Origin of the sequence: Kocuria salsicia, from assembly GCF_007681555.1 — a bacterium.
In the GTDB taxonomy this organism is placed as follows: Bacteria; Actinomycetota; Actinomycetes; order Actinomycetales; family Micrococcaceae; genus Kocuria; species Kocuria salsicia.
The window spans coordinates 19,401-39,674 of record NZ_VELE01000010.1; the positions used below are offsets into that span (position 1 = coordinate 19,401).

General features: G+C 69.1%; 14 protein-coding genes, 1 tRNA gene and 1 other RNA gene. 8 read left to right on the forward strand and 8 right to left on the reverse strand.

Translation table 11 applies throughout. The annotated features are described in order from the left end of the window. Nucleotides 1-12: 12 nt before the first annotated feature. The 6 genes from FS770_RS11645 to FS770_RS11670 form a co-directional block, all read right to left on the reverse strand. Complete coding sequence (locus tag FS770_RS11645) at nucleotides 13-2,757, reverse strand: aminotransferase class I/II-fold pyridoxal phosphate-dependent enzyme (protein WP_145012164.1); 2,745 nt, start codon at nucleotides 2,755-2,757, stop codon at nucleotides 13-15. 245 nt (nucleotides 2,758-3,002) lie between these two features. After that, nucleotides 3,003-3,087, reverse strand: a tRNA-Ser gene (locus FS770_RS11650). A gap of 130 nt (nucleotides 3,088-3,217) precedes the next feature. Continuing rightward, nucleotides 3,218-4,033 (reverse strand): sugar ABC transporter permease, encoded by an 816-nt coding sequence (locus FS770_RS11655; protein WP_186366776.1) that lies wholly within the window; start codon nucleotides 4,031-4,033, stop codon nucleotides 3,218-3,220. A gap of 100 nt (nucleotides 4,034-4,133) precedes the next feature. After that, a complete protein-coding gene (locus FS770_RS11660) occupies nucleotides 4,134-5,651 on the reverse strand; it encodes an ABC transporter permease subunit (protein ID WP_244944916.1) in 1,518 nt (505 codons plus the stop codon). 110 nt (nucleotides 5,652-5,761) lie between these two features. Next, nucleotides 5,762-6,994, reverse strand: coding sequence for a sugar ABC transporter substrate-binding protein (locus FS770_RS11665; RefSeq protein WP_144941149.1), 1,233 nt, complete (start codon nucleotides 6,992-6,994; stop codon nucleotides 5,762-5,764). A gap of 62 nt (nucleotides 6,995-7,056) precedes the next feature. Beyond that, on the reverse strand, nucleotides 7,057-8,223 hold the full coding sequence (locus FS770_RS11670) for an ABC transporter ATP-binding protein (RefSeq protein WP_144941151.1): 1,167 nt from the start codon (nucleotides 8,221-8,223) through the stop codon (nucleotides 7,057-7,059). Nucleotides 8,224-8,595: 372 nt separating this feature from the next. Here FS770_RS11670 and FS770_RS11675 point away from each other — a divergent pair, with 372 nt between their 5' ends. The 8 genes from FS770_RS11675 (at nucleotide 8,596) to FS770_RS11710 (ending at nucleotide 17,738) form a co-directional block, all read left to right on the forward strand. Continuing rightward, nucleotides 8,596-9,660: a LacI family DNA-binding transcriptional regulator gene (locus tag FS770_RS11675; protein WP_145012024.1), complete on the forward strand. Its 1,065-nt coding sequence runs from the start codon at nucleotides 8,596-8,598 to the stop codon at nucleotides 9,658-9,660. Nucleotides 9,661-9,672: 12 nt separating this feature from the next. After that, nucleotides 9,673-9,769, forward strand: an RNA gene (ffs, locus tag FS770_RS11680) — signal recognition particle sRNA small type. 64 nt (nucleotides 9,770-9,833) lie between these two features. Further along, nucleotides 9,834-13,469 (forward strand): DNA polymerase III subunit gamma and tau, encoded by a 3,636-nt coding sequence (locus FS770_RS11685; protein ID WP_145012027.1) that lies wholly within the window; start codon nucleotides 9,834-9,836, stop codon nucleotides 13,467-13,469. A 287-nt stretch (nucleotides 13,470-13,756) separates the two neighbouring features. Next, complete coding sequence (gene recR / locus FS770_RS11690; protein ID WP_144941157.1) at nucleotides 13,757-14,362, forward strand: recombination mediator RecR; 606 nt, start codon at nucleotides 13,757-13,759, stop codon at nucleotides 14,360-14,362. A 151-nt stretch (nucleotides 14,363-14,513) separates the two neighbouring features. Beyond that, entirely contained in the window at nucleotides 14,514-15,800 is a 1,287-nt protein-coding gene (locus tag FS770_RS11695) for an aspartate kinase (RefSeq protein ID WP_145012030.1), read from the forward strand. A gap of 15 nt (nucleotides 15,801-15,815) precedes the next feature. Then, on the forward strand, nucleotides 15,816-16,451 hold the full coding sequence (locus FS770_RS11700) for a MarR family transcriptional regulator (RefSeq protein ID WP_145012033.1): 636 nt from the start codon (nucleotides 15,816-15,818) through the stop codon (nucleotides 16,449-16,451). Next, nucleotides 16,444-17,382 carry a 3-methyladenine DNA glycosylase gene (locus tag FS770_RS11705; protein ID WP_425323839.1) on the forward strand — a complete coding sequence of 313 codons (939 nt, stop codon included), beginning with the start codon at nucleotides 16,444-16,446 and terminating at the stop codon, nucleotides 17,380-17,382. Before FS770_RS11700 ends, FS770_RS11705 begins: the two co-directional genes overlap by 8 nt. Further along, the gene (locus tag FS770_RS11710; RefSeq protein WP_145012036.1) at nucleotides 17,379-17,738 is read left to right on the forward strand and encodes a Rieske 2Fe-2S domain-containing protein; all 360 of its coding nucleotides are present in this window, start codon (nucleotides 17,379-17,381) and stop codon (nucleotides 17,736-17,738) included. The genes FS770_RS11705 and FS770_RS11710 overlap by 4 nt, the downstream gene beginning before the upstream one ends. 48 nt (nucleotides 17,739-17,786) lie before the next feature. Here the strand turns inward: FS770_RS11710 and FS770_RS11715 are convergent, their stop codons facing one another. Together FS770_RS11715 and FS770_RS11720 are read right to left on the reverse strand one after the other, a co-directional pair. Beyond that, nucleotides 17,787-18,443, reverse strand: coding sequence for a response regulator (locus tag FS770_RS11715; RefSeq protein WP_145012039.1), 657 nt, complete (start codon nucleotides 18,441-18,443; stop codon nucleotides 17,787-17,789). After that, a complete protein-coding gene (locus FS770_RS11720; protein ID WP_145012042.1) occupies nucleotides 18,440-20,167 on the reverse strand; it encodes a sensor histidine kinase in 1,728 nt (575 codons plus the stop codon). The genes FS770_RS11715 and FS770_RS11720 overlap by 4 nt, the downstream gene beginning before the upstream one ends. Between the last annotated feature and the right edge of the window lie 107 nt (nucleotides 20,168-20,274).

The window sequence follows — 20,274 nt, forward strand, 5'->3', positions numbered from 1 at the left end:
GCACGGAGCGGGTCATCGGCGCATGATGCGGTAGCCGCGGCGGGGGTCGTAGCCGTGGACCTCGCGAGTGTCGAGCACAGCCATGAACGCGAGGACCTCCGCCGTGATGGCCTGGCCCGGCACCAGGATCGGGAAACCGGGCGGGTACGGCGTCACGAAGGCGGCCGAGACGGGTTCCTCGCCGCGCGCCACCCGCTCGCGCAGCGTGTCTCCCAGCACGTACTCCACGGCCCCGCGCTGACCTCGGTAGAAGGCGGCGCGCATGTCCCCGTCCGGCAGCACGCCGTCCGTGGCGTAGGGCGGGGCGAAGGAGCTGAAGTCCGGCAGAGGCGGCATCTCCCGCTCGTCCCGGGCGACGACGCTCGGGGCGCTCTGCGCCCAGTCCTCCTCGAAGCGTTCCGCGAGCTTCACCAGCACCTCGATGAGGTAGGCGATCGCGCTGCGGGAGGTGCCGATGTTCGTCATGAACAGCACGGTGTTGCGGCTCGTCTTGTTGACCTGGATCCCGTAGCGGTCCATGAGGTACTCGTGCTTGAACGTGTCCCCGTCCACACCCGTGCGGCTGATCTCGATGGTGATGCGTGAGGGGTCCACCACGAACTCGTCCTCGGCCCACGCCTTCCACATGGACGCCGTGCCGTCCCGCATGGGCATGGGCCGCTGGGTCTGCCGGTTCTCCGGCGGGATCAGGTGGTGTGCCGTGAGCACCGTGAAGGTCCTGCGCAGCAGCGGGTGCCGGGCAATCGCCTGGGCAAGACTCGTGGCGAGGTCCAGCTGCTTCTGCACGAGCTCGTAGCCCTCGAGCTCCACCTGCCGGCGCCCGATGTCCAGGGACGCGAGAATCTGGTAGTTCGGGGAGGTCGAAGTGTGCGTCATGAACGCCTCGTGGAAGGGGTCCTCCGCCTCCCGGAACCACTCCTGGTCGTAGACGTGGATCATGGATCCCTGCCGCAGCGCGGTGAGGGTCTTGTGCGTGGACTGCGTGGCGTACACCCGGATCTGGGCGTCCGGGGCGGGCACGAGCCGCTCGGCAAGCCAGACCTCGTCCGGTGCGGGGGTGCCGTCCGGGGCGTAGAGCCGCTCCTGCTGCTGCCGGTGGGCGGCCTCGTGGGCGCGGGTGCCGAGCCGGCGCTCGAGCCTGCGGGCTGAGGCCATGGCCGTACGCCGTCGTGTCACGGGGTGGAACGCGGCGAACGCAAACCACGCCTCGTCCCACAGGAACACGAGGTCGGGCTTGATGGCCAGACACTCCGCCATGACCCGCTCGGGGTCGTAGACGATGCCGTCGAAGGTGCAGTTGGTCAGCGTGATCATGCGGACCTCGTCCAGGCGGCCCTGCGCACGGTAGTCCAGCAGCAGCTGCTTGATCCGGCTCAGTGGGACGGCCCCGTAGAACGCGAAGTCGTTGAGCGGGTACGCCTCTAGGTAGGCCGGTCGGGCGCCGGTGAGCATCACGGCGTGGTGGTGGGACTTGTGACAGTTGCGGTCCACCAGCACCACGTCGTTCGGCGCCGTGAGCGCCTGGTGCACGATCTTGTTGGCCGTGGACGTGCCGTTCGTGACGAAAAACGTGTGCTTGGCCCCGTATGCGCGGGTGGCCAGGTCCTGCGCCTTCTTGATCGCCCCGGTGGGTGCGAGCAGCGAGTCCAGCCCGCCCGACGTCGCGCTCGTCTCCGCGAGCAGCAGGTTCAGTCCGTAGAAGTCCGAGAGGTCACGGATCCACGGGGAGGACATCACCGAGCCACCACGAGCCACCGGCAGCGCGTGGAACACCCCCACGGGGCGCCGGGCGTGCTCCTGGATGGCTGAGAAGAAGGGCGTGTCGTAGAGGTGCGAGACCCGGCGCAGCAGAGACAGGTGCAGCTCCAGCTGGTCCTCGCGCCGGAAAACCCGCCGGAACCGCCGGGTCAGCGCCCCGGCCAGGTCCTCGATGTGCGCGCCCGCCACCAGGTAGAGGTCGAGTTCCGGACGCAGCCCTGAGAGAGTGTCCGCCAGCCCGAGCACCCGCTGCACTGACGCGAGCGAGCTGCGCCCGGACGCGGCCCCCGGGACCACCTGCTCGCGCGCCAGGCGGACGGTCTCCGTCAGGTCCTTGCTGAACTTCTCCCGCGTGTGCTCACTGAAACCGGGGCGCAGCACGCACGCAAGGATGTGCGGGTTCGTGAGGACCGCTGCCACGGCGTCGTCCGCGGACGGGACGATCACGTAGTCGTAGACGAAGTCGTCCGCGGGGTTGCGCAACCGCAGCGTCTCGACCCGCAGGGCGTCCCTGTCCTGCGGCCGGATCTGGTCGACCACCAGGACCTCGAAGCGCGGCCGGGTCTCCTCGTCGTTGAGCTGCTCCGCGCGCTCCTGCTCGTCGAGGAAGTCGTCCCGGGGCTCCTCCGGGAGGGAGTCCCTGCGCAGCCGCCGGACCACGCGCCGGATGCGGTCCTGGGCGGTAGGGTAGTCGCCCGCCTCGAGCAGGTCGCGGATGGCCATCACGTAGCGCTGCCCGAAGCCGCCCCAGTAGAGCTCGATGGTCTCCAGCGCCCGGAGGTTGCGCTGGATCTCGCCGTCGCCCGCGAGCGCCTCCGCGTGGTCGTGGTCCGTGGCCAGTCGCTTGACCGCGAACCCCAGATACTCCCAGCAGTCGCTGCGCAGCCGCCACGTGGACACCGGCATCCCGGGGTCGCGCTCCATGGGGGCCGGGCGGGCGGAGATCCCCCGGGAATCCTGCGCGCGCGGTGCGGCGGCGTCGTGCGGCCGTGGTGTCATGGTTCCCCGATCATCGACTGTGTCCTGGCTCACGGTCAAGGATACGCACGGGGGCTCCTGTGGCCCGGGTCTGCGGCGGGATGTGAACCTACGGGCCCGGGTCGGGGGACGACGGCGCCCGAGGGCCTGGAGAGTCGGGGATCGGAGCCCCGGCACCTCCGCAACCCCGGGAGTCCAGGGGTCCCGGGGCGTACGAAAATACCCCCTGACCGGCATTTCTGCGGGTCAGGGGGTATTTCCTGCGGCGGAGGATGGGGGATTTGAACCCCCGAGGGCGTTAACCCAACACGCGTTCCAGGCGTGCGCCATAGGCCGCTAGGCGAATCCTCCAAGCAAGCACGTGCACCACAGACGTGGGCAACGTGCGGCCATCAGCATAACAAAACTGGGCGGGCGGACGCGAATCGGGACGGTGGGCGGCCCGGACATGCCTGGCCGAGCGACGTCGTCACCCTTCGAGTTACCCCTTGACGGCCCCTCCGGTGAGACCAGAGACGATGTAGCGCTGCAGGAAAAGGAACAGCAGCACCACGGGGATCGCCGACAGGATGGCGCCGGCGGTGAACACTCCCCAGTTCTCACCGAACTGTACGGAGACGAATTGGTACAAGCCCACGGCCAAGGTGTACTTCTGCGGGTCCTGCAACACGATTTGAGCCAACAGGAAGTCCGAGAAGGACGCGATGAACGACAGCATGCCCACGACCACGAGGATGGGTGTGACCAGGGGAAGGATGATCGTCCAGTAGATCTGCGAGTGTGACGCGCCGTCCAGTGTCGCGGCTTCGTCCAGGTCACGCGGAATGGTGTTAAAGAAGCCGTACATCAAGAAGGTGTTCGCCCCCAACGCGCCCCCCAGGTAGACCGCGACCAGACCCATGCGGGAATTGAGCCCCAGGAACGGATACACCTCGGAAATACTGAAGAGCAACAAGAAGATTGCCACAAAGGCCAGCAACTGCGGGAACATCTGAATGATCAACAGGGACATCAGACCGCCCCTGCGGAACCTAAACCTGAACCGGGAGAAGGCGTATGCAGCTGCCGCGCCCATGAGAACCGTGCCCACAGCCGTGATGGACGAGATCAACATGGAGTTTCCGAACCATCTCAAGAACGGGTTCTGTGGATCGTTAAGAAGGTTTCGGTAGTTGGCGCCGGTGATCTCCGCGAAGAGGTCATTGGATCCCAACAAGGACCCCGTGGGCGACAACGAGGCCGATAGCGCGTAGACCAGGGGGAACAGGGCGAAGACGCACGCGATGACTGCGGCCACGTGTTTCCATCCCCCACGGGCGAACCGTTGTCCGACACTGAGCCGTGACCGGGACCCTGGCTTCCTGGAGGCGACGTTCGAGACTCGTGATGTGGACATGTCAGTTGATCTCCTCGAGTGCCCTGCTGCGGCGGAAGGTCAGTGCCGAGACCACCGCCACCATGATGAAGATGAGGATCGACAGCGCGGAGGCAACTCCGTAGTCGTTGGCACCGCCGGCGAAGGCGATCTTGTAGACGAACGAGATCAGGATGTCCGTGGCCCCCACTCCCGTCGTGGATTCTAAGTCCTGGGGCCCGCCGCCGGTGAGCAGATAGATGACATTGAAATTGTTGAAGTTCATGGCGAAGGAAGCGATCAGAAGGGGCCCCACAGCCACCATGAGCATCGGCAGAGTGATCGAGCGGAACTTCTGGACGGCTCCCGCACCGTCCATGTCCGCGGATTCATAGAGTTCCGACGGGATGGACTGGAGCGCGCCGGTAGTTACCAAAAACATGTAGGGGAACCCCAACCACAGGTTTACCAGCAACAGCGAGACCTTGGCCAGCCACGGATTGTCCAACCAAGGGATGTTCGTCCCGCCCAGCAGCACCTGGTTGATGTAACCGAAATCAGCGTTTAGTAACCCCGCCCAGATCAGGATGGAGAGGAATGCGGGAAACGCGTAAGGCAGGAAGATGATGGCCCGGTAGACGTTACGGAACTTGAGGTTCTTGTCGTTGAACAGCATGGCCAGAAGCAGACCGAGGAAGAACGTCAGGGCTACCGAGAGGATCGCGAAAGCGAAGGTCCAGAGGGTGACGGAGATGAACGGCCCACCGAGGATCCCGGGATCGAAAATGGCCGCGAAGTTGTCCAGCCCCACGAAAACCCGCCACCCGGGACGCAGCTCTTCTCCCGCCGGGCCGACGAAGGCTCCCTGCCCGTTATCCGCGTACACGGTCCCGTCGTCCGAGACCATGGCATTGGCCTGCTCGTCGTAGACCAACGTGGGCGTATAGGGATACGCAGTGCGGCCGTCATCGGTGCGCAGCGCGCCCACGGCCGGATCATCGGAGACCGGGACTCGCAGGTCCATGACCGCTTCGTGCGCCGCGGTGACCTGCCCGTAATCGAGGATGTCGTAACCGGGGACCGCATCGATGGCACCGTTCGTCACGGTCGCACCCTCGACCGGGCTGAGCGCCTGGTGTGCGGAGCCGACGAGAACCCGGCCGTCCTGCACGGTCGCCAAAGCCAGGTCACCGTCCGCATTGAGCACCGAGACCGGATATTCCTGACCACCCGCCACCCGCTGTTCGTACGTACGGGTCAGCTGATTGACGGCCGCTTGTTTTGTGGAATTGTGACCATCACCGTAATTGGTGAACGCGGTAGCCGCGGTATAGAGGACCACGAAGATCTGGAAGACCAGTAGGAAGATCAGCCCGGGATAGAGGTACTTAGCCGGGAGCATCCTGCGGGTCGGTAGGAAGTACACGAGGTCCGCCGCGATCAGGGCCAGGAGCAGGAACACCAGGATGCCCCAGCTCTCGGCCGCCCATGCGGACAGGATGCCGAGCAGCCCGAAGGCGTTGATCAAGGCCATGAGCACGAGCTTGATCACGAACCCCATGCCGAAGCCGCGCGAGTGGGAATGCCGGATGCTCGGAGGTGACTCCGGCCGGCCGTCACCTGCTGAGTCCCTCTCCGTCGGAGAGATCACTGGACGGGCGGGGGTCGTGCTCATTGGATCTGTCCTTCGATATTGGCGATCATGCGATCCCACAGCTCGATCGGGTCCCCGTTGCCGTTGACGATTCCGTTCTCGGTGGTTCCCCAGAAGGACCACACTGCGCCCATCGCGGGGATGGTGGGCATGGGTAGTGCCTTGGTGGCGATCTCTGCGTAGGCGGAACGCAGCGGGTCACCCTGCATACCGTCAATGGCCACTTTGCTGGCCGGTGGCCGCCCCGTGCTCTTGTAGAGCGCAGTCTGTGATTCCGAGCGTGTCAGGTAGTTGGTCGCGAAGTCCTGCGCGGCCACGGGATTCGCCGCGTTCGCATTGACGAAGAACGCCTGGACTCCGGCGAACGGGCGTGCTTCCTTCCCACCCGCGGACGGGACGGGAAGAACGGTCACGTCCATGCCCGCGGCTTCGATGTCGCCGAGCTCCCACGGGCCCGCGATGTGGAAGGCGGATTGCCCGGAGATGAAGGACTCTTTTGCGATGTCCGGTGTCATGGACGTCCTGAGGTCACCGCTGCGCCCCAGCTCCGCCAGGTAGCGGGCGAACTCGTGACCATTTTGTCCACCCATGGCCAGCTCGTTCGAGTACTCACCGTCCGCGCCCCGCTGGAACACTTCCACACCGAACGAGGTCTGAAGGGGGTAGAGGTGATAGGGATCCCCGGCATCGGGTGACTGGCTCACCGTGAAGGGGTATTTGATGCCGCGTTCGTCCATGAGCCGATGGCCCTCGGCGCGCAGTTCGTCGAAGGTCGCGGGATCATCAGTGGTCAAGGCATTGTTGCGCACCAGGGCCACGCTTTCCACGGCGTAGGGCACCCCGTAGCTGACTCCGTTGTAGACGACGGCGTCCCGCGCGTTCTTCGTGAATTCCTCACCCCGGTCCCCCAGCTCCACGGGGGCGACCACCCCGTTGGCCGCCAACTGTCCGAGGTTGTCGTGCGGTGACACGATGATGTCCGGAGCTTGACCCGTGGGGCTCTGGGAGATGAAGTTCGAGATGGCCTGGGCGTTGATCTCGCGCTCGATGAACCGGACGTTCACACCCGTGTCGGCCGTGTATTCCTGCGCGATCTCACGCAGCGCGGGGATCTCGTCGTCACCGGCCTGGATGGTGACCTCCCCCGGCCCTCCGCCCAGCCCCGCCACCCCTGTTGTGGGTACGCTCGAACACCCGGCCAGTAGCAGAGCGCAACCAGCCAGAGCGGCTGCCCACCGCGTGCGTCTCATGGGCTTGTCCTCATCTCTCGTTCGGGTCCGTCGTCCGGCACGCCCACCGGGTCGCACGGGGCTCACGAGGGCAACCGGTTTCCGGTCGCGGCATCGAAAAGGTGGATGCGCTCGGGATCGGGAGCGACCCACAGGGTGCTCCCGGCGCTCGGCGGCGTGCGGCCGTCCGTCCGAACCACGATGGGGCTGGCGCCCCCATCGGCCCCTTCCTCCTCGGAATCGATGGAGTGGTCCGCGGCGTGTGCGGACGGATCCACCCGTACCACCGACGTGGCGGCTGTCAGCGGGGCGAGTTGGCCGTACACGTATGCATCGGCGCCGAGTTCCTCAACGACCTCCACCGTGATCGGGACCCCCGTCCCTTCCGCTGCGGGTGACAGGTCCTCCGGGCGGATTCCGACGGTGACCTGATGATCGGTCACCGCCTCCTGCTGGGCGGAGGACAACTGCAGAGAAAGCGTGCCCAACTCCACATGACCGGCGGAAACCGGGGCTCGGAACAGGTTCATGGCCGGGGACCCGATGAAGCCCGCCACGAATTCGCTGTTCGGTCGGTCGTACAGGTTGTGAGGGGTGTCCACTTGCATGAGCACCCCGTCCTTGAGCACAGCCACCCGGTCACCCATGGTCATGGCCTCCACCTGATCGTGGGTCACGTACACCGTGGTCACACCCAGCCGACGGGTCAGGGACGCGATCTGGGTCCGCGTCTGGACACGCAGCTTGGCATCCAAGTTGGACAGTGGCTCGTCCATGAGAAACACCTGCGGTGAACGGACGATCGCGCGTCCCATGGCGACGCGCTGCCGCTGGCCGCCGGAGAGGGCTTTCGGTTTGCGATCGAGATACTGCGTCAGGTCCAAGATCTTCGCGGCCTCTTCGACCCGCCGACGCCGTTCCTCGGGATTGACCTTGGCGATCTTGAGCGCGAAGCCCATGTTCTCCGCCACCGTCATGTGTGGATAGAGGGCGTAGTTCTGGAAGACCATGGCGATGTCCCGATCACGGGACGGGACATCCGTGACATCACGGTCGCCGATCAGGATCGTGCCGTCCGTGACCTCCTCGAGTCCGGCCAGCATGCGCAGGGTCGTCGATTTGCCACACCCGGAAGGGCCGACCAGGACCAGGAACTCCCCGTCGGCGATGTCGAGGTTCAGATCGGTCACGGAGGGGCGCTCGGCTCCCGGGTACTGACAGGTGATGTGGTCGAAGGTCACGGCGGCCATGGGCTGAGCTTCCTTTCAGAGTCCCCGTCACGGGGAAATTCCGACATGTCACGAGGAGACTGCCGGGCGCCACCACCACCATGCGATAGTGATGGACCTCACTAGTGTAAGCGATTCCATCAGTGGGAGGCAGGATCGGCACTTTGTTGCGTTGACATGTCGGAAGGAAGGAGCAAGCGTTTCCAGAAATGGGGTGAGACCCGCAGAGGAGAGGGAGCACGGGTTGGCCGGAGGCCGGTCCGCCGTGGAAGGTTTCGGGCCATAATTGGCGCATGCGGCGGTGGCGGCCCGCATCGCAGCTCATCCACCGCCCCGCCACGTGTTCTGTGCGGGATCACGCTGGTACCCACCCCTTGATGCGGAGGCACGCCCATGATCGCCCGAGAACTGTCGGCAACGCGTCGGCCGCAGGGGCCACCCCGCTTGAAGGACGTGGCCTCCAAGGTGGGGATGTCCACGGCCACCGTCTCACGCGCGCTCACGGGCCGGGGGCCCGTCTCCCCGGGGACGAAACGCCGCATCGAGGCCGCAGCCAAAGAACTCGGGTTCGTGGCGTCCTACCACGCATCGAGTCTCGCGAGCGGGCGCAGCCGGAACATCGGCGTCGTCCTGCCCTACGTGGATCGCTGGTTCTTCGCCACGGTCCTCGACGGCATCGCGAGCACACTGACAGCAGCCGGGTACGACGCCGCCCTGTACAACTTGCAGGGCGAGAACTTCCGCGAGAGCGTGCTCACCGATTTCCTGCTCCGCAAACGGCTGGACGCGGCCGCCGTGGTCTCGCTGCGATTGGCACCCGGAGAGACCGAACAGTTGTTATCCGCCGGCATTCCGCTGGTAGGAATCGGGGGCTCCCTCGAGGGTGCCCCCACGATCAGCGTGGACGATCTGAATGCGGGACTGCGCGCGACCAATCACCTGATCCAGTTGGGACATTGCCGTATCGCCTTCATCGGAGGGCCCCCCGAGGCCGGCCGTTCCTTCCCCATGTCCAGTGATCGACGCCGCGGTTTCGAACGAGCGATGTCAACTGCGGGACTGCCGATCCACGAGAGGGACCAACTCGTCTCGGACTTCACATTCCTGGGCGCCTATCAGCAGGTTAAGAATCTGCTCGCCGAGCCAGAGCAACGGCCCACCGCCGTATTCGCCGCGACGGACGAAATGGCGGCCGGCGCCATTCTCGCAGCGAGGGACCTGGGCCTCGAGATCCCCCGGGATCTGTCCGTGATCGGCATCGACGCCCATCCCCTTGGTGAGGCCTTCGGGCTGACCACCATCGACCAGCAAGCCCACCATCAGGGCACCCGCGCCGCGCAGCTGCTCCTGCGCCAGTTAGCCGGGGAACCGGTCACCGCCGGCCACGAACTGCATCGGGCCCACTTCATCGCACGATCCTCGACGGCACCGCTCGGTTCGAACTCCTCGCCGGCTTGAGCTAAAGTATGGGGCAGCCCCTCGTGTGGCGCCATCTCGTAAAACTCCCCCAGGGCCGGAAGGCAGCAAGGGTATATGGGCTCTGGCGGGTGCACGGGGGGTCTTCACGTTCCTGGCTCCCCGTGCTCGCGGGCCCGCTGAGGGCGTCTGAGACCCCCGCTAGAGTCTTCGGTGTGACTACCGCCCTGTACCGCCGCTACCGCCCGGAGACCTTCGAGGACGTCATCGGTCAGGAGCACGTGACCGAGCCCCTGATGACCGCGCTGCGCAAGAACAGGGTCAACCACGCCTACCTCTTCTCGGGCCCCCGCGGCTGCGGCAAGACCACGTCCGCGCGCATCCTGGCCCGCTGCCTCAACTGCGCGGAGGGGCCCACCGCCACGCCGTGCGGGCGCTGCGAGTCCTGCAGGGACCTCGCCCGGGACGGCGCCGGCTCCCTGGACGTCATCGAGATGGACGCCGCCTCCCACGGCGGCGTGGACCACGCGCGTGACCTGCGCGAACGCGCCACCTTCGCGCCCGTGCGGGACCGCTACAAGATCTTCATCATCGACGAGGCCCACATGGTCACGCGCGAGGGCTTCAACGCCCTGCTGAAGATCGTGGAGGAACCTCCGGAGCACGTGAAGTTCATCTTCGCCACCACCGAGCCCTCCAAGGTGCTCACCACCATCCGCTCCCGCACACACCACTACCCCTTCCGGCTGGTGCCGCCCGAGCCGCTCATGCGCTACCTGGAGCAGCTGTGCCAGGAGGAGGGCGTCAGCACCGAGCCGGGTGTGCTCTCCCTGGTGGTCCGCGCCGGCGGCGGGTCCGTGCGCGACTCGCTCTCGGTGCTGGACCAGCTCATGGCGGGCTCGGACGAGCGCGGGATCAGCTACGACCTCGCCGTCGCCCTGCTCGGCTACACCCACGCCGCGCTGCTCGACGACGTCGTGGATGCCTTCGCCGCCGGGGACGCCGCCACGGTCTTCTCCTCCGTGGACCGGGTGATCCAGACGGGCCAGGACCCCCGCCGCTTCGTGGAGGACCTGCTGGAACGCTTCCGGGACCTTGTAGTTGTCAACGCGGTGCCGGACTCCGCGGACAACATCCTGCATGGCATGCCCACGGACCAGATCAACCGGCTGCGCAACCAGAGCACCCAGCTGGGCGCGGCGGAGCTGTCCCGGTCCGCGGACATCATCAACGAGGCGCTCAACGAGATGACGGGCGCCACCTCCCCGCAGCTGCACCTGGAGCTGCTGTGCGCGCGGATCCTGCTGCCCGCCGCGGACCACACCACGCGCGGCATCACCTCCCGCGTGGACCGGCTGGAGCGGCGCCTGAGCATTCCGCGCGGAGCCGGGATCCGGCAGGGAACGGGGCACACGGCGTCGTCGTCCGCCGGGACCGCGGCGCCCGAATCTGCAGCGCCGGAACCCGCTGCGGCCGCGCCCCCTCCCACGGTGACAGCGGTCCCCGGGACCTCCTCGCCGGTCGTCGAGCAGCCACGCCGCGAAGAGCAGGACGGGCCCTCGCTGCCGGTTGCCCCGGACGGCTCAGCACCGGCCGGCGCGGGCGGGAACGGCTCGGCCGAGGGACGGCCCGCTGAGCAGACCCCGGATGCCCAGGAGCCCACCGACCCGCAGGACGAGTCCGAGGAGACGGAGGGCAGCGCCCACCCCGCGGCGGGTGAGCCCGTGCCGGAGCAGGCCCGCGGACCCCAGGCGCAGCATCCCCCGGCCGATGGCACCGTCGACGTCTCGCAGCCGTCCTCGCGCTCCGGTTCCGGGGCGCAGGAGGGGCCGTCCCGTCCAGCGCAGCCGCACGCACCCGCCGCGCCGTCGGACTCGGGCTCCGGACCCGGCACTGCGCGCCCCCAGGACGACGCACCCGCCACACCCTCGACCGGCGCCCCCGCATCCGACAGGTCCACGTCCAGCACGTCGGCACCCGTCGGTGCCTCCACCACGGACGACGTCTCCGAGCGCACCGCCTCCCGGGAGGCCGCCCCGCAGCCGCCGCAGGTTCCAGACGAGCAGAGCGCGCCGAGCGACGTCACCAGCGGGGAGCTCGAGCTGCTGCGCTCCTCGTGGCCCGAGATCGTCTCCGCCCTGGCGGAGATCCGTCGTGTCGCCTGGGCCATCACCGTGCGCGGGACACCCATCTCGTACGAGAACGGCACGCTGCGGATCGCGTTCGAGGGCGACGGCGACATCCTCAACTTCCCCCGCTTCGAGGCGGACGTCCGCACCGCCATCCAGACCGTCGTGGGCCTGGACTGCGCCGTGGAAGCCGTGCGCCCCGGAGACACACAGGGCCGCTCCCGGAGCCAGGAACCCGGAGACCCGGGCCCCCGTCCAACCACCGCCCCCGGCGGGTCGAACGGGTCCCCCAACCGGCCGAACGGGCAGAGTCCATCCGGCACTCAGGGTTCCTCGCGTGGCCGCGGCCCGTCAGGAGGAGTGCCGGCCGCACGGGCACCCACCGGCGGAGGCTCCCGCGATCAGCCCGACTACTTCCGCGAGCCCGAGGGATTCGGTGTCAACCGCCGCCGTAGCCCGCAGAATCGGGACACCGCTCCGTCGCGGACCGCCACCGCTCCCGCGGAGGACGACGAGCCCGTCACGTCCTGGTCCGTCGCCGCCATCCCGCAGCCGGGTTCCACCACGACGCCGAGCACGGGCCCCGGCGCCACCTCCGACGCGCCCGACGTGGCCCACGCTGCTGACGCTGCGGCTACGTCCGGCCCCCCGGGGGGCGAAGATTCCACGTCGGAGCGCCCCCGGCGGGAGCGCGGTGGGCCCGAGCGGAGTGCGGCCATCACGCCCAACGCTGTCGGCTCGGAACCTTCTGACCACGGGGATCCCACAGATCCCCCCGCGGTGGCCGCACAGCCGGACGTGCCGGGATCCCCTGCGGGGGAGCTGGCTGAGGGAGAGTCCGCAGAGGCGGTAACCGAGGACCCCGGGCTGGCAGCGCCGGGGACGTCCGTGCCCGGTCCGATGTCGTCGGCCCCACCGTCATCACAGTCCGAGTCCTCGCAACGGTCCGGAGGATGGTCTCAGCCCGGGGGCTCTGCCGCGACCGGAGCCTCGTCTCGGACCGGTCAGTCCGTGGATTCTTCCTCCTCCGGATTCCCGCGCCAGTCCTCGCCTCAGTCATCGCGCGGGACAGATCGTCACGCGGACCGCGGGCCAGAGTACTGGAGCCCGGACGAAACCCCGCCTCCCCCGGAGGACGAGCCGCCCGCGGACATGTACGACGCCCCGCTCAGTCGGACACGACCGGTCCCGCGCCGGGGCACCTCGGCAGCAGATCAGGCGGCGGCCCTCGGATCCGGAGCCCAGGTATCGGCGAGCACCGGTGTTGGCGGCGCAGGGTCGGGCTCCGGCGCTGGCCCTTCCCCCCGCCCCGGAATGAACGACGCTCCTGGCACCGGCGAAGGCAGTGACAGTGACAGCCGCAGCCCCGGTGCCACCGGCATTGGACGGGGCACCGGCCCCAGCAGCGGCAACGGCAACGGCAACCAGGGTGGCGATACCGCATCTGCGGGCTCGCAGGTCAGGCCCCCGGGGAGCCGCCCCAGCTGGCGCGAACGCCACGCGGCCGCGATCGCCGCGGCAGGTGGCACCAACCCCGGGGCTGCGGACCACCACGGCGGACAGCGCGGCGATGGTTCCGGCAGCGGCGTCGAGGACGAGAACTTCGTCCCCGGTGCGGACGACGAGTCCCTCGAGGACTCAGCCCTGTACGGTCGGGCCGCGATCGAGCGGATCCTGGGTGGCATGCTGATCGACGAACGAGCACACGACGCGAACCAGTGAACCGTGCGCCCCGTCCCCGTGTGCCGAGCGCACAGGCCGCAGCGGGATGGGATCCCGGTCCTGTCCCCGGAGCGCGCCAGCCCGGGGACAGGACGTGGTCCGGCCCTCCGGAGCAGACAAGTTGCACCCGCGCACCGGGCAGAGGGCACAGGGCACAGGGCACACAGCACAAATTCCACGATCCAGCACGCGGAGCCCGGATCCCGGAGCGCAGAGCCTGGGGCGAGCGAACGGGGCGGCGTCATCGAGCGGGCGACTCCCGCACCGCAGACTACTGAAGGAGCAGGGTGTACGAAGGACCGGTTCAAGACCTGATCGACGAGCTGGGCAGGCTGCCCGGCGTGGGCCCGAAGTCCGCCCAGCGCATCGCGTTCCACCTGCTGGACGCGGACAAGGATGAGGTCCAGCAGCTCGTGGACGCAATCACCACGGTGAAGACCTCCGTGTCCTTCTGCGTGATCTGCGGCAACGTCACCGAGCAGGAGGAGTGCGCCATCTGTCGTGACGCCCGCCGGGACCGCAGTGTGATCTGCGTGGTCGAGGAGTCCAAGGACGTCATGGCCATCGAACGCACCCGCAGCTTCCGGGGCCTCTACCACGTGCTCGGCGGTGCCATCTCCCCGCTGCAGGGCGTGGGCCCGGACCAGTTGCGCATCCGTGAGCTGATGACCCGCCTGTCGGACGAGACCGTGCAGGAGATCGTCCTGGCCACGGACCCCAACCTGGAGGGTGAGGCGACCGCCACCTACCTGTCCCGGCTGCTGAAGACCCTCGGCATTCGCGTGACCCGCCTGGCGTCCGGACTGCCCGTGGGCGGTGACCTCGAGTACGCGGACGAGGTCACGCTGGGCCGCGCGTTCGAGGGAAGAACGGTGGTCTCCGAGGCCGGCTGACACGCGGCGTCGGGCCCGGAAGTCACCGCCGACGTGTGTGACCTGCGCCGTCCCACCGGCTCGGGGCCGCGGCGGGTGAGCCGATAGCATGGGCACTGATCCCCGTCACCACCCGCCCGTCGGGATGCGTGCCTGCCCGTGAGAGGAATGCATGAGCCTCATTGTCCAGAAGTACGGCGGTTCGTCCGTCGCCGATGCCGACGGCGTGCGTCGGGTCGCCCGGCGGGTCGCCGAGACCCGGAACGCCGGACACCAGGTGGTGGTGGTGGTCTCCGCCATGGGCGACACCACGGACGACCTGCTGGACCTCGCCAACGAGGTCGCCCGCAAGCCACCGGCCCGCGAGTTGGACATGCTGCTGACCTCCGGGGAGCGGATCTCCATGGCGCTGCTGGCCATGGCCATCTCGGCCCTGGGCGTTCCCGCGCAGTCGTTCACCGGCTCCCAGGCCGGGATGATCACGGACGGCGCCCACGGTGCCGCGAAGCTCGTGGAGGTCAGCCCGCTGCGCGTGAGCGAGGCGCTCGAGGCCGGCAACGTGGCCATCATCGCCGGCTTCCAGGGCATGAACCGCACCTCCAAGGACATCACCACGCTCGGCCGTGGCGGTTCGGACACCACCGCCGTGGCTCTGGCCGCCGCGCTGGACGCGGACGTGTGCGAGATCTACTCGGACGTGGACGGGGTCTACTCCGCGGACCCGCGCATCGTGCCCTCCGCCAGGAAGCTGGACCAGGTCTCCTCCGAGGAGATGCTCGAGCTCGCGGCCAACGGCGCCAAGATCCTGCACCTGCGCTGCGTGGAGTACGCCCGCCGTTTCGGCGTGCGGCTGCACGTCCGCTCGTCCTTCACCCACAACCAGGGCACCTGGGTGATTCCCAGCCCCGATGAGATGCCCACGCCCCAGAAGGAGATTCCCTTGGAACAGCCGTTGATCGCCGGTCTCGCGCATGATCGCAGCCAGGCCAAGATCACGATCGTCGGAGCGCCGGATCACCCGGGCATCGCCTCCCGGATCTTCCGCCTGCTGGCGGACTCCAAGGTCAACGTGGACATGATCGTGCAGAACGTCTCCACGGGCGAGCACCCCCTCACGGACGTGTCCTTCACCCTGGACGAGTCCCAGGGTGAGCTGGCCATGAACCTGCTGCGCGCCGCCGAGGAGAAGATCGGCTACACCCGCCTGGACTACAACAGCGAGGTGGGCAAGCTCTCCCTGGTGGGCGCGGGCATGAAGACCAACACGGGCGTGGCGTTCACGTTCTTCGAGGCCCTGGCGGACGCGAACGTCAACGTGGACATGATCTCCACCTCCGAGGTGCGCATCTCGATCGTCACCGGCGTGGACAGGCTCGACGACGCCGTGCGAGCCGTCCACACCGCCTTCGGCCTGGACTCGGACGAGACCGCCACGGTCTACGGCGGCACGGGACGCTGACCCGGGCTTCCACCCATGGCCTCTGACACCTCCGACCGCGCGACCTCCGGCATCCCCGAGAGCACGGGCGCCCCTGGCACCTCGGGGTCCGAGGCCGTTCGAGAACCCGATGGCGCCCCGGTGCCCGTGGCCGCCGCGGAGCTGCACCCCACGCAGGGGCACGACGCCGCCCGGGCACCTGACGCATGCCCAGAACCGGCGCAGGGCGCCGTCGAGGACCCGCTGGCCCTGGCCAACCAGCTGTGCTTCTCGCTGTCGGTGGCCTCGCGCACGGTGGTGCAGAGCTACCGCCCGGTCCTGGAACCGCTGGGGCTCACGCACCCCCAGTACCTGGTGATGCTCGCGCTGTGGGGCTCCGCCCCGCGCACGGTGAAGGACCTCGCGGAGCAGCTGAACCAGGACTCCGCCACCATCTCGCCGCTGCTCAAACGGCTCGAGGCCCGGGGGTACGTGACGCGCGAGCGCGATCCCCACAACGAGCGCGCACTGGCCGTTGCCCTCACCCCGGAGGGCACGGCCCTGCGGGAGCGGGCACGGGAGGTCCCGCTGCGCATGATGCAGCGGCTGAACATCGGCCCGGACCAGGTGCACGCCCTCAACGAGCAGATGCACCGGCTCATCACCAGCGCCCGGGACCTCGGCGATGCCTGAGCCCACCTCAGGCGCAGCCAACCTGCTCACGTGCATGCCCCGCGAGGAGTGGACCCGCCGTGCAGAGGCGCACGAGGCGCGCGTGAGGCCGTGGACCCAGCCCTTCCTGGACCGGCGGTTCCGCGGGGAGAAGCACCCGGTGGAGGACTTCCTCTTCACCTACTACACACTCTCCCCCGGCCAGTTCACGCGCTGGCACCCGGGCCCCGGGGTGGTCCTCCTGGACGCCCCGGAGCGCGAGGAGTGGACGTTCTACCGTGCCGCCACGTCCGCGGAGCTGACGGCGGCGGGCGCGCCCGAGGGCGCGAGCGGCGTCGTCGTGGCGGCCGAGGCCTTCCTCGCCAAGCGCGAGACGGCGGTGCGGTTCACCCGCGAGCTGCTCGGCAGAACAGCAGCCAACCCCGCGACCTTCGACTGCTTCGGGCTGCACGAGTGGGCCATGGCGTACCGGGCCGAGAGCAACGGGGTGCGCCACGAGGACGCACCCCTGCGGCTGGGAGCCGAGGGCACGGACGAGGTGGTGGAGACCCACAGGATCCGCTGCTCCCACTACGACGCGTTCCGCTTCTTCCAGCCGCAGGCGGTGGAGCGCAACCAGCTGCAGCCCACCCGCGAGACGCAGCGCAGGATGGAGCAGCCCGGCTGCCTGCACGCCACCATGGACCTCTACAAGTGGGCGTACAAGCTGCTGCCGGTCGTGGACTCGGACCTGCTGGCCGACTGCTTCGAGCTCGCGTGGGACGTCCGCGCCACGGACATGGCGGCCTCCCCCTACGACCTCCAGGACTGGGACGTGGAGCCCGTGCGCATCGAGACCCCGGAGGGCAAGGCGGAGTACGTGCGCCGACAGCGGGCCTTCGCCGCGCGCGGTGCCGCCCTGCGCCCCCGGCTGGTGGCCGCCACGGACCGGCTGCTGGCGGTCGCGGCGTGAGCTGGCACGAGGTTCCCGACGCCGCCGCGGTCGCCCGGGCGCTCGCGGAACCGCTCAGCGCGGTGCCGGTGCGCGTGGCCGGGCGGGCGCTGGTGCTCACCAGGGACGGAGCCGGGCAGCTGCGCGCCCTCGCGAACGAGTGCCCCCACCAGGGCGCCACGGTGTGCCGGAGCCCGAGCTCCGGGGCGGACCATCTGGAGTGCCCCAACCACTTCTGGGTCTTCGACCTCGCGGGGACGTTCGAGGGTTCGCGTCTGGCACTGGATGCCGGACGCACCGCACCTCCGGACCCTGCCAAGAACCTCGCGGAGCGCCCGTGCCGGGAGGTCGCCGGCGTCGTCGAGGTGCGGCTGTGAGTCCCGAAGCACAGCCGTGAGCGTCGAGGTGGCTGCGGGTCCGTCGCGTCAGGCCAGGTGCACGTAGCGGTGCTCGGGGCGTCCCCGGCTGCCGTAGCGCAGCTCCAGGCGCAGCGCCCCGCGCTGGACCATGGCCGAGAGGTAGCGCTGAGCCGTGGCCCGGGAGATCCCCACGGCCCGGGCCACGTCCATCACCGTGACCTCACCGCCCTCCACCACGGCGGCCAGCACCGAGCTCTCCGTGGCGGACGCGCTCGGCCCTGAGGACGTCTCCTCCGCACCCGTCACCGCGCGCCGGGCCCGGTCGATCGCCGCCTGGTCCAGGGGCCCGGGAGCGTCCAGCTGGCGACGGTAGCGGGCGTAGCCGCGCAGCCTGGACTGCAGCGCCTCCGGCTCAAAGGGCTTGAGCAGGTAGGCGAGCGCCCCGCGCCGGAACGCCGCCGTGACGGTGGCACGCTCAGACGCGGCCGAGAGCACGAAGGCGTCCACGTCCACGGCGCGCAGCACGTCCAGCCCGGAGCCCTGGGGGAAGTACATGTCCACGAGCATGAGGTCCGGTGACGTCTCGGCCACCGCCCTGCTCACGGCCCGCAGGTCGTGCACCGGCGGCAGCGCCGTGAACCCCGGGACGGCGTCCACGTAGCCCACGTGCAGCGCGGCCACGTGGAAGTCGTCGTCGATCACCAGCACCCTGAAGTCGCTCATGAGTCCCCCTGCTCCGTGTCCGTTCCCACTGCCAGCACGCCCGGCAGCCGCGCGACGAAGACCGCGCCCTGCCCCTCCTCCGCCCCGCCGGGGTCCGCGAGCCACACGTCCCCGCCCATCGTGCGGGCCAGCCGCCGGGAGAGGCTGAGCCCCACCCCGTGGCCGTGGGCGTCCAGGCCCGGTTCGGCGCGGGTGCTGACCCCGGAGGCGAAGATGTCCAGCCCGAGTGCCACGCCCGCGCCGGAGTCCGCCACCGCGAGGTGGAGCGTGGAGCCCTCCCCGATGAGGTCCACCTCCACCCAGCGCCCGCTGTCCCCGGCCGCCGCCGAAACGGCGGGCCCCTCGGGCGCCTCGATGACCGCTGTCAGAGCGTTGTCGATCAGGTTGCCCAGGATCGCCGTCACGTCCTGCGCCTCCACGAGCTGGCCCTCCAGCACCGTCTCCGGCCCCACCCGCAGGTCGACGCCGCGCTCGTGGGACTGGACCCCCTTGGCGCCGATGAACGCGCGCAGGAACGGGTCCGTCACGGCGGAGATGTTCGCAACGGGATCCCGTACGGGCCCGGAGGCCATGATCTGCGCGACGTAGGTCCGGGCGTGCTCGTTCTCCCCGTTGGCGAGCAGCCCGGAGATGGTGTGCAGCCGGTTGGCGAACTCGTGGCGCTGGGCGCGCAGGGCATCGGTGATCGCGCGCATGGCGGAGAGCCGGCTGCGCAGGTCCTCCACGGCGGTGAGGTCCCGCAGCAGCACCACCTGGCCGAGGTCCACGCCGTCCCGGTGCACGCCCTGCACCTGGGCGCGGATGGAGCGGTGGGAGGTGTCCAGGCGGATGATCGACGCCTCGGCACCCTCCCCGGAACGCTGCCCGGTGATGGCCTGGGTGAGGGCGTCGTCGAATCCTGCCTGCGTGTACGGCCTGCCCACCACGTCCGCGGCCTCGGAGCGCCGTGGGAGGTCGAGCATCATGCGCGCCGCCTTGTTGCGAATGCTGATCCGCCCGTCCGGACCGATGCCGATCACGCCGTCCTCCACGCCGTAGAGCACCGCTTCCTGGTCCCGCACGAGCTGCGCCATCTCCTCCGGCTCGAGTCCCAGGGTGGTGCGGCGCAGCCACCGCACAAGCAGCGCCGCGGCGCCCGCGGCGAGCGCCATGGCGAGCACGGCGATGATCGCGATGGACACGGCCGCCTGGCGCACCTGCCCGGTCACGGCCGAGACGGGAACGCCCACGCTGACCTCACCGACCACGCGCTGGCCGTCCCGCACGGGCACCTTCGCGCGCACGGACTCGCCGAGCGTTCCGGCCTCGCGCGAGACGGACTCCCGCCCGCCCAGTGCGTCCGGGGACGTGCTGACCTCCTGGCCGAGCTCGGCGGTGTCCGGGTGGGAGAGACGCAGACCGTGGTCGTTGGTCACCACCACGAACAGCGCCCCGGTGCGCTGGCGCACCGCTTCCGCACGCTGCTGCACGGGCCCGTCCGCGAGAGTCGCTGCGTCCAGGGAGGTGGCCCCGGAACTCTCCCGTGCGGCGTCGACGACGGCGGGGTCGGCGGCGAGTGTGCGCCCGATCCCCAGGGCCTCCCGCTCCGCCTGGTCGTACACCCGCTCCACGCTCAGCACGAGCACCGCGGCGAGACACAGCACGACGATTCCGGCCACGATCCCGAACAGCACCACCAGCATGCGGGTGGTGAACGTTCCCGCGGGGGTGCGTCCGGTGGTCATGGGGTCATCCTAGGTCTCGGAACACCTCCTGAGCACAATGCGCACAAACAGCGCAACGAGCGCATTCAGCGGCAATGAGCACAACGGCTCCCACGAGCCCTCCCGCC